Origin of the sequence: Bacillus sp. HNG (assembly GCF_003400205.1) — a bacterium.
Classification (GTDB): Bacteria; Bacillota; Bacilli; order Bacillales; family Bacillaceae_L; genus Ferdinandcohnia.
Window position 1 is genome coordinate 1 of record NZ_QUQV01000031.1, and the last position, 18,254, is coordinate 18,254.

The 18,254-nt window shown below is 38.7% G+C and carries 13 protein-coding genes and 1 riboswitch; of the genes, 2 read left to right on the top strand and 11 right to left on the bottom strand.

The annotated features are described in order from the left end of the window. The first annotated feature begins 492 nt into the window (after positions 1 to 492). Together DZB84_RS25120 and DZB84_RS24095 are read left to right on the top strand one after the other, a co-directional pair. Positions 493 to 645, top strand: coding sequence for a hypothetical protein (locus DZB84_RS25120; protein ID WP_189655359.1), 153 nt, complete (start codon positions 493 to 495; stop codon positions 643 to 645). Between the two features lie 44 nt (positions 646 to 689). Further along, entirely contained in the window at positions 690 to 872 is a 183-nt protein-coding gene (locus DZB84_RS24095; RefSeq protein ID WP_116354831.1) for a Fur-regulated basic protein FbpA, read from the top strand. Between the two features lie 167 nt (positions 873 to 1,039). Here the strand turns inward: DZB84_RS24095 and prfB are convergent. The 11 genes from prfB to DZB84_RS25125 form a co-directional block, all read right to left on the bottom strand. After that, positions 1,040 to 2,141 (bottom strand): peptide chain release factor 2 gene (gene prfB, locus DZB84_RS24100; RefSeq protein ID WP_116354832.1). Its coding sequence is split into 2 segments (ribosomal slippage): positions 1,040 to 2,068 and positions 2,070 to 2,141, totalling 1,101 coding nucleotides; the frame shifts between segments, so codons are not numbered across the junction. A gap of 153 nt (positions 2,142 to 2,294) precedes the next feature. Then, positions 2,295 to 4,808 carry a preprotein translocase subunit SecA gene (gene secA, locus DZB84_RS24105; protein WP_116354833.1) on the bottom strand — a complete coding sequence of 838 codons (2,514 nt, stop codon included), beginning with the start codon at positions 4,806 to 4,808 and terminating at the stop codon, positions 2,295 to 2,297. A gap of 385 nt (positions 4,809 to 5,193) precedes the next feature. Continuing rightward, positions 5,194 to 7,107: an HD domain-containing phosphohydrolase gene (locus tag DZB84_RS24110; protein WP_116354834.1), complete on the bottom strand. Its 1,914-nt coding sequence runs from the start codon at positions 7,105 to 7,107 to the stop codon at positions 5,194 to 5,196. Positions 7,108 to 7,210: 103 nt separating this feature from the next. Next, positions 7,211 to 8,278, bottom strand: coding sequence for a GGDEF domain-containing protein (locus DZB84_RS24115; protein ID WP_189655360.1), 1,068 nt, complete (start codon positions 8,276 to 8,278; stop codon positions 7,211 to 7,213). 398 nt (positions 8,279 to 8,676) lie between these two features. Continuing rightward, positions 8,677 to 9,231 carry a ribosome hibernation-promoting factor, HPF/YfiA family gene (gene hpf, locus DZB84_RS24120; protein ID WP_116354836.1) on the bottom strand — a complete coding sequence of 185 codons (555 nt, stop codon included), beginning with the start codon at positions 9,229 to 9,231 and terminating at the stop codon, positions 8,677 to 8,679. A gap of 524 nt (positions 9,232 to 9,755) precedes the next feature. Further along, positions 9,756 to 14,591 carry an OmpL47-type beta-barrel domain-containing protein gene (locus tag DZB84_RS24125; protein WP_116354837.1) on the bottom strand — a complete coding sequence of 1,612 codons (4,836 nt, stop codon included), beginning with the start codon at positions 14,589 to 14,591 and terminating at the stop codon, positions 9,756 to 9,758. A gap of 81 nt (positions 14,592 to 14,672) precedes the next feature. Beyond that, a riboswitch (cyclic di-GMP riboswitch) is annotated at positions 14,673 to 14,758 on the bottom strand. A gap of 149 nt (positions 14,759 to 14,907) precedes the next feature. Continuing rightward, positions 14,908 to 15,258 carry a flagellar protein FliT gene (gene fliT, locus DZB84_RS24130; protein WP_116354838.1) on the bottom strand — a complete coding sequence of 117 codons (351 nt, stop codon included), beginning with the start codon at positions 15,256 to 15,258 and terminating at the stop codon, positions 14,908 to 14,910. Then, a complete protein-coding gene (gene fliS / locus DZB84_RS24135) occupies positions 15,258 to 15,659 on the bottom strand; it encodes a flagellar export chaperone FliS (RefSeq protein WP_116354839.1) in 402 nt (133 codons plus the stop codon). Before fliS ends, fliT begins: the two co-directional genes overlap by 1 nt. Before the next feature lie 15 nt (positions 15,660 to 15,674). Beyond that, positions 15,675 to 17,183, bottom strand: coding sequence for a flagellar hook-associated protein 2 (locus DZB84_RS24140; protein WP_116354840.1), 1,509 nt, complete (start codon positions 17,181 to 17,183; stop codon positions 15,675 to 15,677). Positions 17,184 to 17,198: 15 nt separating this feature from the next. Further along, positions 17,199 to 17,567: a flagellar protein FlaG gene (gene flaG / locus DZB84_RS24145; RefSeq protein ID WP_116354841.1), complete on the bottom strand. Its 369-nt coding sequence runs from the start codon at positions 17,565 to 17,567 to the stop codon at positions 17,199 to 17,201. A 204-nt stretch (positions 17,568 to 17,771) separates the two neighbouring features. After that, a partial coding sequence (locus DZB84_RS25125; RefSeq protein WP_189655361.1) for a hypothetical protein occupies positions 17,772 to 18,254 on the bottom strand: 483 nt, incomplete at its 5' end.

Genomic DNA, 18,254 nt, shown 5'->3' on the forward strand with positions numbered 1-18,254 from the left:
CAGTTTGTTTTAGCGGATTCAAAGACCCAAAACGTTTGTCGACCTATTCTTCACTTCTACTATATAAAAAAATAGTAGTGCGAACCAATGCCTTGGTCTGCACTACTAATCTTAGTATGTTTGTTTAGCGGTTACGTATAAGTGGCGCATGGGATTGCAGATTCAAACAAGCGTTTGTTTGATTTGGATGTGGGGGTCAAACAAACGCTTGTTTAAGGGGTATGTTCGGTTGTTGAAAATGAAGAAGTCCTTTCAAAGATAATTACAAGTTTTTCGTTTATTAAGGAAGGATAACAATTTAATTAAGAGTTGGTATTTCCAGATAAATCGACAAATTTTCAAAAAGGGCTTGTCTATAATGACAAGTGTCAAAGGGAAAGGAGTAAAGGGTATAGCAGATCCAATATCAACACTAATTCCAATAAAGCCCCTAACCAACTTCACTATTTTTAGCAACTTTTGCAGAAAAGGACAAATGATGGAGGATATTTTATGATGACAATTTTTAGCTACCTTAGCACATATATCTTTGGTTCCATTTGTATTGTTTGGCTAATGAATAGAGTTTTTAACCTTTTAAGTGAAGCGAACACGAGAATCAACGAAAATACACAAAAAACCGAATCTAGATATATCGATTACTAGAAATCAAGAAATTACAGCTTTTTTTAAAAATTGAGGTGATAAAAATGGGAAACCTTTTACGATATGCTGTTCAGTCCAAAAAGAAAGACCTCATTAACAAGCTAATTAAACAAGGCATTTATAAAAAAAATGACAAACATTTGTATGAGTTGACGTTGAGTGAACTGGAAAAAGAGTATGAATTATATAACCTGTTGTCTACTTCAAAAGAAAGATACCACCTTTAAAATCAAAGGGGATTCGACCGGTCAATAAAATAATTTTATGGCTGTTATCCATGATTTTATGGACAATAAATTTCATTTACGGCTGATATTTCATGTTTTCAGCCAATAGTACTTCCTCACAAAAAAGCACACAAAAGGGGCAGCCCCAAGGCTGCCCCTCCATCATATTAATTCAATTTTGATCTCAAGTATGCATCAATAAACATATCAATTTCGCCGTCCATGACGCTTCCGGTGTTACCAACTTCCACATTCGTCCGGTGGTCTTTGACCATGGAATATGGGTGGAAAACGTAGGAACGGATTTGACTGCCCCAACCGATTTCTTTTTGTTCACCGCGAATTTCGTCTAGTTCTGCTTGTTGTTTTTCAATTTCTAATTGATACAACTTAGACTTCAACATTTTCATCGCTTGCTCACGGTTTTTGATTTGTGAACGTTCGGTTTGACACGTTACAACGGTATTTGTTGGGATGTGTGTAATACGAACGGCTGAGTCGGTGGTGTTAATGTGCTGACCACCCGCACCACTAGCGCGGTACGTATCGATTTTTAAATCTTCACTGCGAATGTCAATTTCAATGTCATCGTTAAACTCTGGCATAACCTCACAAGACACGAATGAAGTGTGACGGCGACCTGATGAATCGAACGGTGAAATACGAACGAGACGGTGCACCCCTTTTTCAGCCTTCAAATAGCCATAAGCATTGTGGCCTTTGATTAAAAGGGTCACACTCTTAATCCCCGCCTCATCTCCAGGAAGATAGTCCAATGTTTCAACCTTGAAGCCTTTTTTCTCGGCCCAACGAGTGTACATACGAAGGAGCATGGAGCCCCAGTCTTGTGATTCCGTTCCACCCGCACCTGGGTGTAGTTCTAAGATCGCATTATTTTTATCATAAGGCTCGCTTAAAAGAAGCTGCAGTTCAAATTCACTTACGCTCTTAGACAATTCTTGAATTTCCTCATCAAGCTCTGCCTGTAAATCTTCGTCTGGCTCTTCCTTCACAAGCTGATAGGTAAGCTCTAAATTTTCATAAGCATCATTTAGATTTGTAAATTCAACGACCTGATCTTTTAAGGCATTTGATTCGTTGATGATGGTTTGCGCGGCATTCTGGTCATTCCAGAAATCAGGCATTGACATAATTTCGTCAAGTTCAGTGATACGCGCTTGTTTGGCCTCTAAGTCAAAGAGACCCCCTGAAGCCCGCTAATTTCTTAGCCATTTTGTCAAGTTCATGCTTAATATCTACTAATTCCATAAAATTTCCTCCAAGATGTAGTCTATTCTATTATAATGAATCGCACTTGATTATCTTACTCATTTTCCCACAAGAAGTCCCGGTTTATTTCGAAGGAAAAGGTGAGAGCCACCTCTCACCCTTTCCAAATTTATTCATAGCTGGGATGTCCCATTATTTACCGTGACAATTTTTGAATTTCAAGCCACTACCGCAGTAGCAAGGGTCGTTACGACCGATGTTAACGGCTTTTTGAACGGGGCGTTTCTTTGGCTTTTCTGCTTCTCCGCCTTCTTTTGGCTGAACAGCATGGCCCTTCGCCACTTCTTCACGTTGAAGATTGCTGCGTATTTGCGCCTTCATCACAAACTTCGCTACATCGTCTTCAATTGAAGCGACCATGTTTTCAAACATCGCAAAGCCCTCGAAATTGTATTCGCGAAGTGGGTCCGTTTGACCGTACGCACGTAAATGGATACCTTGACGAAGCTGATCCATTTGGTCGATGTGGTCCATCCACTTGCTGTCAACGGCACGAAGGACAACAACACGTTCGAACTCACGCATTTGTTCTGGTTCGATTTGCGCTTCTTTTTCATCATAGCGCACCTTCACCTTTTCAAAAATGAGCTCGGATATTTCCTCTGGCTCTTTACCACGAAGGTCGTTCTCTGTTACGTCGCCTTCATTTAAAAGGTTCGCATTGACATGATCAATAATGCCTTTGTAGTTCCAGTCTTCCTCCACCTCATCCTTTGGTGTGTGAGCTTGAACCACGCGGTCAAGGGAGGACTTAATCATATTCTCTACAACGGCACGAAGATTCTCGGAATCCAGAACCTCGAAACGTTGCTTGTAAATAACCTCACGTTGCTGACGAAGTACATCGTCATATTGTAAAAGCTGTTTACGAGCATCAAAGTTATTGCCCTCAACGCGTTTTTGAGCAGACTCAACCGCTCTTGAGACCATTTTACTTTGGATTGGCTGGGAATCATCCATGCCAAGACGCTCCATCATATTTTTCATATTGTCAGAACCGAAACGGCGCATGAGTTCATCTTCCATGGATAGATAGAACTGAGTCACACCAGGGTCCCCTTGACGACCTGAACGTCCACGAAGCTGGTTGTCGATACGACGGCTCTCATGTCGCTCTGTACCAATAACGGCAAGACCGCCAAGCTCCTTCACACCTTCGCCAAGCTTGATGTCCGTACCACGACCAGCCATGTTAGTAGCGATCGTAACCGCACCCTGTTGACCAGCCTGCTCAATAATCTCCGCCTCACGCGCATGGTTTTTCGCGTTCAAGACATTATGTTTTACGCCTTTTTTCAATAAAAACTTCGAAATAATTTCAGACGTTTCAATCGCAACTGTACCAACTAGAACAGGTTGTCCCTTTGCATGGCGCTCCGCAATATCCTCAGCAACCGCGCGGAACTTGCCCTCAATTGACTTATAAATTAAATCAGGACGGTCATCACGGGCAATCGGACGATTCGTTGGAATTACGACAACGTTCATATTGTAGATGTTGCGGAATTCCTCTTCCTCAGTCTTCGCCGTACCGGTCATACCTGAAAGCTTTTCATACATACGGAAATAGTTCTGGAATGTAATTGTCGCAAGCGTCATACTTTCATTTTGAATTTCGACGCCTTCCTTAGCCTCAATAGCTTGGTGAAGGCCTTCACTATAACGGCGCCCCTTCATCAAACGACCTGTGAACTGGTCAACGATGACGATTTGTCCATCCTCAACCACATAGTCAATATCACGGTGCATACTTGCATTCGCTTTTAACGCTTGGTTGATATGGTGAATCAAGGCCACATTTTGAATATCAAACAGGTTCTCAACGCCAAACACTCGTTCAGCCTTTGAAATCCCTTCTTCCGTAAGTTGAACACCTTTTGTTTTTTCATCGTACGTGTAGTCTTCTTCTTTTTTAAGAGTCGTTACAAATCCATTTGCCTGCACGTAAAGAGAAGTCGATTTTTGAGCAGAACCGGAAATAATCAACGGTGTACGCGCCTCATCAATTAAAATCGAGTCAACTTCGTCAATTACGGCAAAATAAAGCGGACGCTGTACCATTTGTTCCTTATAAAGGACCATGTTATCACGAAGATAGTCGAAACCGAACTCATTGTTCGTTCCGTAGGTAATATCAGCGCGGTACGCTTCTATTTTTTCCTCACGTGACATGGAATTTAGGTTCAACCCAACTGACAATCCTAAAAACTCATAAAGCTGGCCCATCTCGTGCGCATCACGGCTCGCAAGGTATTCGTTAACAGTAACAACGTGAACCCCTTTACCTGTGATCGCATTTAAATAAACAGGCATCGTGGAGGTTAAAGTTTTACCTTCCCCTGTCTTCATCTCAGAAATATTTCCTTCATGCAGGGAAATACCCCCCATGAGCTGCACGCGGTATGGGTGCAGACCCAACACACGCTTTGCTCCCTCACGAACAACAGCGAAAGCTTCAACTAGTAAATCATCGAGTTTTTCACCTTTTTGATATCGTTCCTTGAACTCTTCGGTTTTGTTGCGAAGGGCCTCATCTGAAAGCTTCTCCATCTCAGGATGAAGTGCCTCAATTTTATCGGCAAGTGATTCCAAGCGCTTGATTGTGCGTTTGTTTGGATCAAAAACTTTGTTTAAAATTCCAAGCATCATGTACGCTCCTCTATCGTAAAAATTCACACCAGCTGTGAGCTGAATGATTTTGTTGAAAACGTTAATGAAATAAATATCTTCTATTTTACCACTAAATAAGACAAGGGTAAAATATTATCGGGTTTCGCGATTTGATGGGATTCGACAAAAACGAAAAGTGCAAGCCTTTTTAGTTGATCGTCTACTAAATACTGCCACGTCCTGTGGCAAACGTAGACGTCAGCACATCGTGTGCAAGTCTGACAAGCACAAGACGAGCCGGCATGAAGGTTGTTCTTTGACCTTCTTGCTGGGTTGGCTTGTGACCTCGAAGGGCTAGGCGCTGGAACTAGACAAATAAGAAAAAGGCATCCCGTCATCAACAACAAGATACCTCGACAAATCAAACAAACTGACTTAAATTCGTCTTCTCACGTTGCATTTCTAAAAACTCATCCCACATCGAAAGAAATAAATCTGTTAATTCAGGGTCAAAATGGGATCCCTTTCCTTCCACGATGATTTCCTTCACTTTCTCCGGAGCGAACGGTTCTTTATAAGCACGCTTGGATAACAACGCATCAAATACATCCACAATCGAAACAATTCGACCTTCTAACGGAATTTCTTTTTCCTTTAATTGATTCGGATATCCCGTACCGTCCCAGCGCTCATGATGGGTTTTTGCAATACTGGCAGCCATTTGAATCACAGGCAATTCAAGCTTTGATAAAATTTGATGACCAATCTGGACATGTTTTTTCATCGATTCCCATTCTTCACTCGATAATTTTCCAGGCTTATTTAAAATCGAATCAGGGATTCCGACTTTCCCAATATCATGAAATTTCGCTGCCACCCCGATATCCTGAATAAATTTCTCATCGCATCCTGCTAATTCCGCAAGCTTAGCCGCTAGCACACCAATCCGGTTGACATGTTGGCCGGTGTCGTCATCTCGATATTCAGCAAGATCAAGTAAACTTTCAACCGTATCAAATATCACTTTGGCATCCTCCGTTATATCTTGACTAACAAGCAAGAGATGATCGAGTTCAGCAAGTCGAGACTGTTTAAAACGCCACGTTTTATAATAAGAGGATTCCCCTCCGCTTTCACGTGTCGTTAACACAGATTCATTGATATTGGTGACCTTTGCCGGGCATCCAATACAGGGTAGAACACGATCATAAAACACTTCATAACAGCGCTTACCAATACTATCTGAAGCACCTACTCCTCTATTCTCAAGCAACTTACTAGCTTTTTCATCAATCCAAGTTAACTTACCAAAATCGAACGTACTAATTTCATAGGAATAAATATTAAGAAAGCTATATGTATGCAAAAAGCGATACGGTTTAAGAAACTCTTTTATAACTGAAAGGATAAACCGTGAATACCTTTCAAAGGAAGCTAAAAACAAAGAAACACCTTTTTCATTCCTTTGCATTTTTTCCTGAAAAACATCTCGAAATACCTCATTCATTGTGTCCACAAGCGAGGTTAATAGATGGTCATTGACATGATGTTCATTTATACTTCGCGTCCAATCCCGAATGATTCGATAACAAGCAGCTTCATCCCGGTACATTTTTTCATAGAAAAATTGTTTAAGAAAGCTTTTGATGTATGGAATAAATGAATCCATAAATTTCGTACTATCCTGCGGAACCCTTTTTGTTAAAACATTTTTATAACGATTAATCATTTCATTTAAACGAAATGTCAGTAACCCACTATAGGCATCCAAAATATCGAAATCCTCGTCCGTCAATCCTGACTTTTTTTCGAGATGACGAAATTCATAGCGTAACGGATATAAGGCTTTATCTAATTCAACCTCATTATAAGCATCCACTGTCATTTGCATATCAAAATTTAGTGTTGCCTCAATGGCATTTAACAAACGTATCGCTTCGTCCCCTGGCAGCAAATCGCCAAGTAACTTCGAGATGATTTGGCAATAGCGACGATTTGTTGAAATAAACCACGGCAAGTCCAATCCAATTTTGGAGTGAGCTTTTCCAATTAAAAAGCGATTATGTGTATAGGTATCATCAATGATTGGCGAGAAAACCTGCTTTAAGTAATGACGCTGTGCCGCCTTAAGCCGTTCAAGGCTCGAGTGGTTATCGATAATGTTCTTCAAATGGTCAACTCGATAAATTTCGTCATACAGCTCATCTACAATTTCATCAACCAAAGGAAGTAGTAAATCCTTATGACGATGGATTAATTCTAGCGACTCTTCCGTTAAACCCGTTAGTGAAATTTGCGCTAGCTGCTTGGGGTCCTTAATACGTAAATATGCCATCCATTACACTCCTTGGCAGAACATGAAATTAGAATATTAGTATAATTGTATTTTCCTATAAAAATGGTAACAAAAAGAGCTGTAAAAGGAAACTATTTTACAGTTAAATCGCATAACTAATTTGATTCCGACCATTTTGCTTTGACGCATACAAGGAGTTGTCTGCTTTTTCAATAGCTTGATAGAGTCCTGTAGGGTCCTTGAGCTCAGAAACGCCAATCGATACTGTGACCTGAAGCTTCTGGTCCTCCACATAAAACGGGGTATGTTCAATCCCGCTACGAATCCCAGAAACAATGCTCATCAGGCTTTCCTTTGAGTCAGCCTCTAAAAACAGAATAAACTCCTCACCCCCATAACGCCCAAGTAAGGAATGGTGTGGTGGAACAAGTCTCATTAAGGTTGCTGCTACATTTTTTAACACTGAATCACCATGAAGATGACCGAACGTATCATTGATTCTCTTAAAATGATCCACATCAATCATCACAATATACGTTTGACGAGAGCTTGTCCCATTTTTAATATAATTCTCCACATAACGCATATTATAAAGCCCAGTCAAAGGGTCGCGTTCCGCATAAAACCGGAGTCTTCTCTTTAACACCACTTCTCGGTCCAGTTGAAAAATGAAAAAATACAGTATAAACGCAGACACTTGAAGTCCCAATATCCGGATAAGATAGATTTCACCGAACACATCCGCGCCATTTGGAATAAGAAACAGAATCGGCAAGTCTGAGATCAGCCAGCACGCTGTCATTAGTAAAAACAAGGCAAGTGGGTTTGGCATCGCTCGATCCTTTTTATGAAAAAGAAGGGCCAGTAAAACAGGTAGAATCATGCCGAATACCACGCCAGGCCAAGCTCCCACTCCACCCATACCGAGCCTCCAGCTAACCGCAATAACAAGGGCAGGAATCGCATGCTTCCATCCGAACAAGATGGAGAAGATCACCAAAGGTACAAGGCGAAGATCAAACTTGTACCCATCATAGCGGATTGGCAAATAAAAAAGAGAAATCACGCATGCCGAGATAAGAATAAGAACACCCGCTGAAAAGAGATACTTATTCATCGATTTTCGATTCGTCACCAGGATGCTGATGCATAAATACATGAACAAAATAACAGCAATATTGGAAAGAGTTGGTTGTAGAATGTTAATCATAGATATCCCTGCTTTTTTTATAAAGTGAAACTTCAAATTATAGGTTTTTGACGCACAAGAAATGGTAACGTCGACCATCACCTGATGTGGGACAATGACTATTCCCCATCTAGTCACAGTTCTTACCGCCTGGGAAAATCGGTGGCTTACGAGTTACCTGTGCATTTGTATTATCTACGATGTGAAAGATTTTGGCTATGGGGGATTCCCACTATTTTTAAAGAAAAAAACAATTCATCTGTCTATCGGCATGAATTATAGGACGAACGTTGGGAAAATTCCTGAAATGATTGGCAAGTCGGAGAGCCAATCGTCCTAGAGCCGGTCAGTAAAACGTTGTACATTTTTTCAAAAAAGAGGCAGCCTGGATTCAGACTGCACTCTTGGGAAATCGTAATTTAGTTTGGTTCGATGATGCCGTATTTGCCATCTTTACGGCGATACACGACATTGGTTGTATTCGTCTCGGCGTTTGTGAATACGAAGAAGTTGTGACCGAGCATATTCATTTGCAGAATCGCTTCCTCACTATCCATCGGTTTCAAATCAAAACGCTTCGTACGAACTAATTCGTAATCCTCATCCTCCGCTTCTTGAACTGCTGTTGCAGTTCCTGTTCCACCATTAAACATGCTCTTGGTAGAACCCTTTTCACGAAGCTTGCGGTTGACTTTTGTTTTATACTTGCGAATTTGACGCTCAAGCTTGTCAGTCACAAGGTCAATCGCTGCGTACATATCCTCATGAGACTCCTCTCCGCGAAGCACAAGCTGCGGCATCGGAACCGTTACCTCTATTCTTTGATCCTTTGCATTATTCACTTTTAAGTTAACATTTACATTTGCATCCGGAGTGTTTTCAAAATACCGTTCAAGCTTGCCAAGTTTCTTCTCAACATACTCTCGTAATGCTGGAGTTACCTCAATGTTTTCACCACGAACGTTGTAATTCATACATGAACTCCTCCTTTTAACTCGACTAGCATTCGCTAGTCCTTATAATGCATTGGACACAGCCAAGACCCTTTTTAGGGTATCCAACCTGTGTAACAATATAACCCTATTTGATTTAAGGTTATAATAACTAATTCCACAAACACCTCCCCAATTCCTGCTTTTTTGTAAAGGAAATTTGAAGAAATTGTGAATTTATTAACGTTGTTGGATGCGGGAAAGAACACGTTGTCCCGCGCTGTTCTGGGACACAGGGACAGGTAGGTTATCCCACATGATGTCACCAGCTTTTCCAATTATTATGTTGTGAATGTAAATTTGTAAACAATATGTGTAGGAATAAAAATATATGCATGTCTAAGGTGAGTTATGAATGGTACTTGTGTGGATTCTAAGGTGAAAGTGCTTGAAGAATTCTTCAATAGTAGTATGTCCAAAATGTGGGAGGAATATTGGGTATTTAGGGATATTTATCTTTTGCACTAAAAAAGGGCATCCATTTTTTTGGGATGCCCTCTGAAAAATTATTTAATTACTTTTACATCTGCTTGACCTTTAACAACGAAATCTCCAAGTTTACCTTCGAAGTTCATCATTATTTGACCACGAACCCAGAAGAAGTCTTGTCGTTCAAACTTGAACTGGCCTTTCTTCGCTTGCTGGTAATAGCCTTTATTGGATGTAAGAGCTGACACTCCATTAAGTGTCACTTCATCTAAATCAAAATCTTTAGCGCTATAACCCATTGGTAATGACACTTGAACCGTGAAATCACCTTTGTTTCCATTCATCACCTTAGGCAATACTTCAACAGATGCTGGAATATAAACAAGGATTGTTTTTGTAACCTTTGTTGTCCATCCCGCATGATCTGTTGCTTCAATCTCAATAACATATTGGCCTGGTTGATCGAATGAAACATTTCCACCGTTTAGAACAACTGTCCCGTTAACGGTCATTTGTTCATGTGCGATTCCAGATAGATTATCAGCTGCTTTATAAGCCAATTTTAAATCTGTTCCTAACGAATATTCGTCTGCAACGTCTAGTTCAATGGTTGGTGCAGTTTTGTCGATTTTGACCTGTACGGTTTGAACATCTTCAACATTTCCCGCAACATCTACACTGTAGTAAGAAACCTCAGTTATTCCTTCTTCACTTACAGTGATGTTGGTACCTTCTACAAAATCAGAACCATTTACAGAATAGAATGTCTTAGCTACGCCACTTAAGTTGTCAGTTGTACTGAACTCAACCTGGACGTCTTTGTTAGACCATACATCTTCTACATTGGAAGTTGTTTTTGGTGCTGTTTTGTCGATTTTAACTTGTGCTGTTTGAGCTTCTTCAACGTTTCCTGCAACATCTACACTGTAGTAAGAAACTTCGTTTATTCCTTCTTCACTTATAGTTAAGCTTGTACCCTTTATAAAGTCAGATCCATTTATGGAATAGAATGTTTGCGCTACGCCACTTAAGTTGTCAGTTGTACTGAACTCAACCTGGACGTCTTTGTTAGACCATACATCTTCTACATTAGATGCTGTATCTGGCGCTGTTTTGTCCACTTTAACTTCAACTGTTTGGACCTCTTCTTTATTTCCAGCTTCGTCAATACTATAGAAATAAATATTGTTTACTGCTTCTTCTTTAACAATGAAGCCTGAACCTTCTACAAAAATAAGACCGTCATAGGAATAGAAAGTTTCAGCAACACCACTTAAGTTGTCGGAAGCTGTTAGTTCTACTAGGAAGTCCTTATTGTTCCAAGCATCTTCTACATTTGATAATGTTGTTGGTTTTGTTTTGTCTATTTTCACTTCAACTGTTTTTACTTTTTCCGTATTACCGACCTTATCAACAGAGTAATAGGAAACCTTGTGTATCCCTTCCTCTTCGATCTTGAATGAAGTTCCCTCAACGAATACTCCATTATCTAGAGAATAGAATGTTTTTTCAACCCCTACTTCATTATCAGTAGCTGCTAATGTTACATCAGCACTGCCATTAACCCAATCAGTCGGTGCATCAATTGATGTAACAGGTGCTTCTTCATCGATAATTAATTTTGCAAGTACTACGTTTGAAGGATCTGACTCTCCAAATGAATTACTAACAGAAGTTACAACATATTCATGGTTTGCATATGAAAGATTATTGATCGTATAAGATAGATTATTAACCTTTTCAGCTATTAAAATTGGCTCACCATCAATAATTTCATAAATGTTATAACCATTTGCATAGGTTACAAAATCCCACGTAATTCTTGCACTTGTGTCGCTCAATAACATCAAGCTTGCGACAGGAGGTTGCATGATCGGATAAATGATATTTTCTGTAATCTGGTTTGATGGTACAGCTTCACCAAACGTAGTATGATAAGCGACTGCTTCAAAGGAATGAGTATCTTCGGTTAAATTATAAACTTTCAAGTTTCTTGCTGTACCATCATATATTTGCTTACGACTATCATCTGTTATTTGGTACACGCGATATCTATTTGCCCACTCAGCAGCTGACCATGTTAGCGTAATATTGTTTACATCATTAACTACTCCCCCTAGTTGAGTAGGCTGTACCTCTGGCCAGATAAGAGTTAGCTTTATTGAATTACTTTCTTGTGACTCTCCAAAACGGTCACTATAAGAATGTACAACATATTCATAGTCGCCTTCTGGCATATTACTAAATGTAAATGATGTACCGCTAACCTTTCGTTGGAATACCTTTTCTCCATCGATCATCTGATACACATTGTATCCTGATGCAAACTCTGCACTATTCCACTTGAGAACAATATTATTTCCGTTTGAAATACTGCTTGTCACATTTTCAGGTGCCTGCATAATTGGATGAACCAAAGTAAGCGAAACCTCACTACTTTCTGGAGATTCTCCAAAGCGGTCACTAAATGAGTGGACCTCGTATTCGTAGTCACCTTCAGGTTGATTTGAGAAAGTTACACTAGTTCCGGTTATGGTTCTTTGTAACACCTTTTCGCCATCTTTAATTTGATAGATATTGTAAGACTTGGCGTAAGTAGATGAGGTCCACTTTAATTGAATGTCATTACCATTCAAAATATTCGTTGATAAGTTTTCAGGTGCCTGCATAATTGGGTATACCACTTCTAAAGAAACAAAGCTACCCTCTACAGATTCCCCAAAACGTTTACTTACAGAATGGACAATATAGGAATGTTTTCCTTCAGTTACATTGGTTATTTGATATGAATTCGAAGTGATATTTTTCACTAAATCCTTTTGGTCACCTATTACCTCATACACATTGTAAGAATCAGCAAAATCTGCCTTTTCCCAAGAAAGTTTTATATCATTTCCATTCAGAACTTCATGGTTAAGATTTGCTGGGTTCTCCATTTCTGGATGTACCAAGGTTATAGATATCTCAGTTCCAAACTTAGATTCGCCATGAATCGTAGAGTTTGAATGAACCTCGAAATGGTAGTTGCCCTCAGGTTGGTTCGAGATAGATATTGAACTTGACGTTACATTTCTTACAAGAATTTTTTCTCCTTCAATAACCTGATAAACATTATAATTTGTCGCAAATTCTGCGACTTTCCATGATAGATAAATATCATTTCCGTTTTTAATTTCATACTTTAACTCTGTAGGTGCTTTAATTGTCAGTCCCTCAACTGTGACACTTACTTGAGTTCCTACTTTAGATTCACCAAATTTAGAAGAAACAGAGTAAATCTCATAGGTGTATTCTCCAGCAGACATATTGGAGAAGGTTCTGCTTGTTGAAGTTGTAGTTATCTTATTAATTTTTTCACCGTTTTCAATCTGATAAATGATATAGGATGTTGCATACTCAACTGTATCCCATTCCAGACTAAATGATGTTTCACTCTTAATGGTCTTTGTAACATTAGTTGGTGCAGCCATTTCAGGGTGAACAACTGAAATAGCTGTTTCGGTTCCCTCCACTGATTCACCGAACCTTGATGAATAGGAGTGGACTACATATTTGTAGTTTCCTTCTGCCATGTTTACAAAAGATGTCGTAGTAGACGTATTTGATAATATTCTTACTCTAACCTTAGAGCCATCATCTTTTACTTGGTAAACATAATAATTGGTCGTATTAGAAGTTGGTTCCCATTCCAATACAACATCATTACCATTTTTTACATAGGAGGTTACTTTGCTAGGTGCCTGCATTTCAACATGATCTATCGTTAATGAAACACTCGCACCCACCAATGACTCTCCAAATCTATCATTGTAGGAATGGATTATAAATTCATATTCACCGGCTTCCACCTTAGAATAAGTGATGGACGTATTTGAAACTGTACTTTTTAAAACTTTTTCACCATCAATGATTTGATAGATTTTATATTCTTTAGCATTTGGAGTAGGATCCCAAGTTAGCTTTATATCATTTTGGTTTAATAATTGATATGAAAAATTTGCTGGAGCCTCCATGGTGATTTCATCCAAAACAACGGTTAATTCATCTCCACCGGTGGATTCACCAAAGCGATCACTAAATGCTTGAACTTCATACTTATAGCTGCCCGGTGCAACATTTGATAGTTTAATAGACGTATTAGTTGTTGTTCCAACAAGCTCTTTACCATTTTCGGTAATTTCATATAGTCTATATTCTGTTGAATAAGGAACGGATGACCAACTGAAAGTAACGTCATTGCCATTTGTAATAGAGTATTTGAAATTACTTGGTGTTACCATTATTGGATGAACCACCTCAGCAAGGATAGGTGCTGAAGCAGGAGATTCTCCATATAATACGTTTGCAGCAGACACAGCATATTGATAGGTTCCTTCTGCGGCATTCGTAATTGTGTAAGTATTCTTTGTTGGAGAGTCTAGTAACGTAAACTGTCCTTTCTCGGAAACCTGATAGAGATTATAGACTTCCGCATATTTAACTGCATCCCAGGATAAGACAACATTGTTTCCGTTCGAAATTTTATAAGAAAGCTTTGATGGCGCGACCATATCTGGGTATGTAACCGTAAAACTAATCGGTGCACTTGGTCCAGACTCACCATCTGAATTTAAAGTTGAAATGACAAATGTATAGGTTCCTTCTGCGAGGTCCTTCAATAGATAGTTATTAGTAGTTACCTTTTGTTTTAAAATGAGTTGTCCCTCGGTAATTTCGTAAATATTGTATCCTGTTGCGCCATACACAGAATTCCAACTGAGTTTAATATCATCTGGAGTTACCTCCTGATACGAAATATCGCTTGGTGGCAGCATGCTACCATAAGCGAGTGCATTGCCGAATGGGAAGAATAATTGAACAACCATTATAAGCAATGCAAGAATAGTGACATTTCTCTTCAAGATTTTCTTCATTCTTTAGTCCTACCTTTCTAAAAAAAGCCAAAAGAAAAAGAACCTCATACAAGGTTCATAGGTACATAGACTATGATTCCTTGTGGCAACCGGCTACCATCCACTGATTGTGGGTCAGGCCCTTGGCTTTGCGTCCTATGATTTCCCATAGTTTGCCTTTTTCACTTTGGTTTTTTGTTATTCATTACCTATTATCATACTATTTTACTAACGTTTTGAGAAGGTCTATTTTACTAGTTGCAGTCAATTTATCCTTATTAAACAGAAAAATCTAACAAAATAAACCGAGTAGCAAATGCACTACTCGGTTGCAACTCTATTTTCTTTTATCAAAAAACATTCCATCTGCTGGTCCTACTTGATAAGGATTCGTATATTTTTTCGAAATTGTCTTACCTTTTTTTACTAGGGCTAAATCCGTCTGGATCTCAAGTTTGATTTCTGCTAGTTTAGCATCAATGATTTTGTTCATACGGACTATTTCAGCACCTAATTGTTTTTCTTTTTCTGTATATGGTGGCTTAATATCTGCAATCAGGTTATCCCTTGAATCTAGTAAAGAATTAATTCTTTCAATTGCCTCTTCCCGCTTCTCTTTTTCTATTGGTAGTGAAAGAAGGTCTAATAGTTCTTCTGTAACCATAAAAAGAGAGTCTAGTGTACTCACTATACTTTTCCGCCTTGTGCATGTTGTCGTTGTCGGTTAATTTGAATAACTTCCTTCCATGTGTCTCGGAATTCGGTAACAAGCCCCTCAACTTCAGATAGAATCTCTAAGTCATTTTTAATATTAACCTCGATTAGTCGGCGATTGATATAGTCATACATGGTCATCATAGTTTTCGATACTTCAACATTTGGATCTAGTGAAACCATCAGTTCTCTAATGATATTTTGCGCCTTTTGAAGGTTTGTATTTTTCTCTTGAAGATTTTTTTCTTCAATGGCTTTTCGAGAAAGCTTAATAAATTTCAAACAACCGTTATACAGCATTAAAGTTAGCTCTCCAGGCGAAGCTGTTGTGACGGTATTTGATTGGTACGCTTGATATGGGTTACTTATCGCCATTTCTTACACTCCCTTTTAATAGCTAAATTGCTGCATTAAGTAAGCTGCTTGTGAGTTAGCCTTCTGAATAGCCTTTTCCATTTCCGTAAATTGACGCCAATAGCGATCCTCAATTTTGAGTAATCGTGCCTCAAAACTGTCTATACGATCGTCCATATTATCGAGATTTCGACCAATCGTAAAAGTATTATTATTTGAATAGGCTTTTCCTGCTTTTAGCTCTATTCCATTCATTGATTCTTTTATTGAATCCCTAAGTCTTCTCGCAAGTCCTTTTTCTTCTGTTGTGGTTCCATCTTTTTGGAATAGCTCATAAATGCCATTTGGATTATTGGAGATAGCTTCACGAAGCTTGCCTTCGTCAATAATCAACTTCCCTTTGTCCATATAGTTTTTAGAAGTTGTAATACCGATATCCGATAGTTGATTAAAATCAGAGCTTAAACCAGAAACATTCGAATATAATTGCTGCCTCATTATAGTTGTACTGGATATGAGAATAGAGTCACGATAAAGCGTTCCTTTACGTGCTTCTTTTTCCCATTTTTCAATTTGCTCTTCAGTCATATCCTCTTTCTGAGCATCCGTAAGTGGCTGATAATTACGATTCGGCTTTTCAATTGTTTTTGAGTTGATATTTCCAATTAATTCATTGTATTTATCGACGAACGTAACAATTGTAGATAGGATTGAATCGACATCAGGAGAAGAAGAAAAGGTTACAGGATCTCCTGTTACTTGCTTTAAGGTATATTCATAACCATTAATTTGGAAGGTATTTGAACTTCGGGATGTTTCTAATCCATTGTAATTAAATTTGGCATCCTGACCGATAGACCCTCTTAGGAAGGACTGAGCCACAATATTATCCGTATCCAGCTGTAACTTAGTAAAAAAATCACCACTTAACTGAATCTCAGGTTGGTCATTCCCTGTTGCATCCTTAGCATCTCCCGTATATTTAGTGGTGAGGGAAATTTTCCCTGTGACACTATCAAAAAACGCACTAACTCCTGTGTTAGAGTTTATTTTACTAATAAGAGAGTTAATAGTTTCCTGTGCAGGGTCAAAAGTTATAGTGTAACCAACTTCATCAAATGTTCCGTCCTTTTTTATTGCCTTAATTGTAATAGAGTTATCAGCTAAAGCTAAGTCACTTAATTTTTGATCTAGTTTAAATCCGGTATTAGATGCACTTTGCATCGAAGCACCTTTCGCAAGCTGTGACACAGTGATAGATCCAGAAATTTCGTTAGTTGCACTTATACTCCGAGCTGAAACTGCCGCATCATTTGAACTCGTTATGTTTTTTTTCGTATAAGTCGTTTTCATCATTAATTTATCAAAAATGAACGTATCAAAATCAAGTAATTGCTTGTTCATGTCCCGATAATCATCACGTTGCCATTCCAGATATTGCTTTTTTTGTTGCATCTTATCTAATGGGATACGTTCGGCTTTCATTAAATCTTTAACAATTGAGTCTATATCCATCCCACTCGCTAATCCACCAATTCTCACCATTGGTGCTCACCACCTTTAAATCTTTTTATCTACGACAAAGCCAAGAAACTCCGTCATTGCTGCATATATGTCTAGTATTTTCTTAGAAGGAATCTCCCGAACCACCTCATGTGTCTCATCGTTTACGATTGTGACGTAATATTCATTTAGCTCCTCGTGCAGCTCAAATTTTAAAGAAGTATTGTTCGGCTCTAAAAATTTGTTCAGGCTGTTAATTACCTGCTTGACATTCTCTTTTGAGTCTAGCTTTTCATTTTGTTTGATTGCTTGTTGAGGGGGATTTATGTTCTCCCCTTTGCTTTCAGTCTCTATAGACTTTTTTTGTTGGAAATAATCATTGTTGAAGTTCATCGTTGTACTAGAAGAGATTTTATCTATGGTCATATAGTTTCCTCCTAAACGAACGGGGCTTTATAAGTTATATCGGAAGAATAGAAATATTATTTAGAGTTAATTTATAATCAGCTTTACAACGAAAATAATTCAAGCCTTTGTAGAAACAGGCTTGAATAATTATTCTTACCAATTTTTTTGAGTCTAGCTGAATTTTTAATTGGTGGGAGACTTACAAACTACTTCTAGTAATATTTATATTGGATTAATTACTTTTATCGTAATAATTTTGGATATCCCCCCATGGGTTACACGTATTCCTACATCTCCTAAAGGGGCATTTATTGGCACATCGATAAAACCATCTTCGCTTACTACCGCTCGATTCAAGTCATAACTTTTATATACCGTGCCTTCATCCGCCGTTACTTCTTTTGTTTCTCCATTTGACATTAATGCTGTTACACCTATTTGTGATGTTTTCCCACGTTCTAGTTCTATTTTTTCTGGTGTCACCTCTAAACTATTTAACGTTGGGCCACTTAGGATTGTCACTGTTACTGTCTTCGACTTCCCTCCATGGGTCACACGTATTCCTACATCTCCTAATGGAGCATTTATTGGCACCTGGATTGAACCATCTTCGCTAACAACTGCTCGGTTCAAGTCATAACTTTTATATACCGTGCCTTCATCCGCCGTTACTTCTTTTGTTTCTCCATTTGACATTAATGCTGT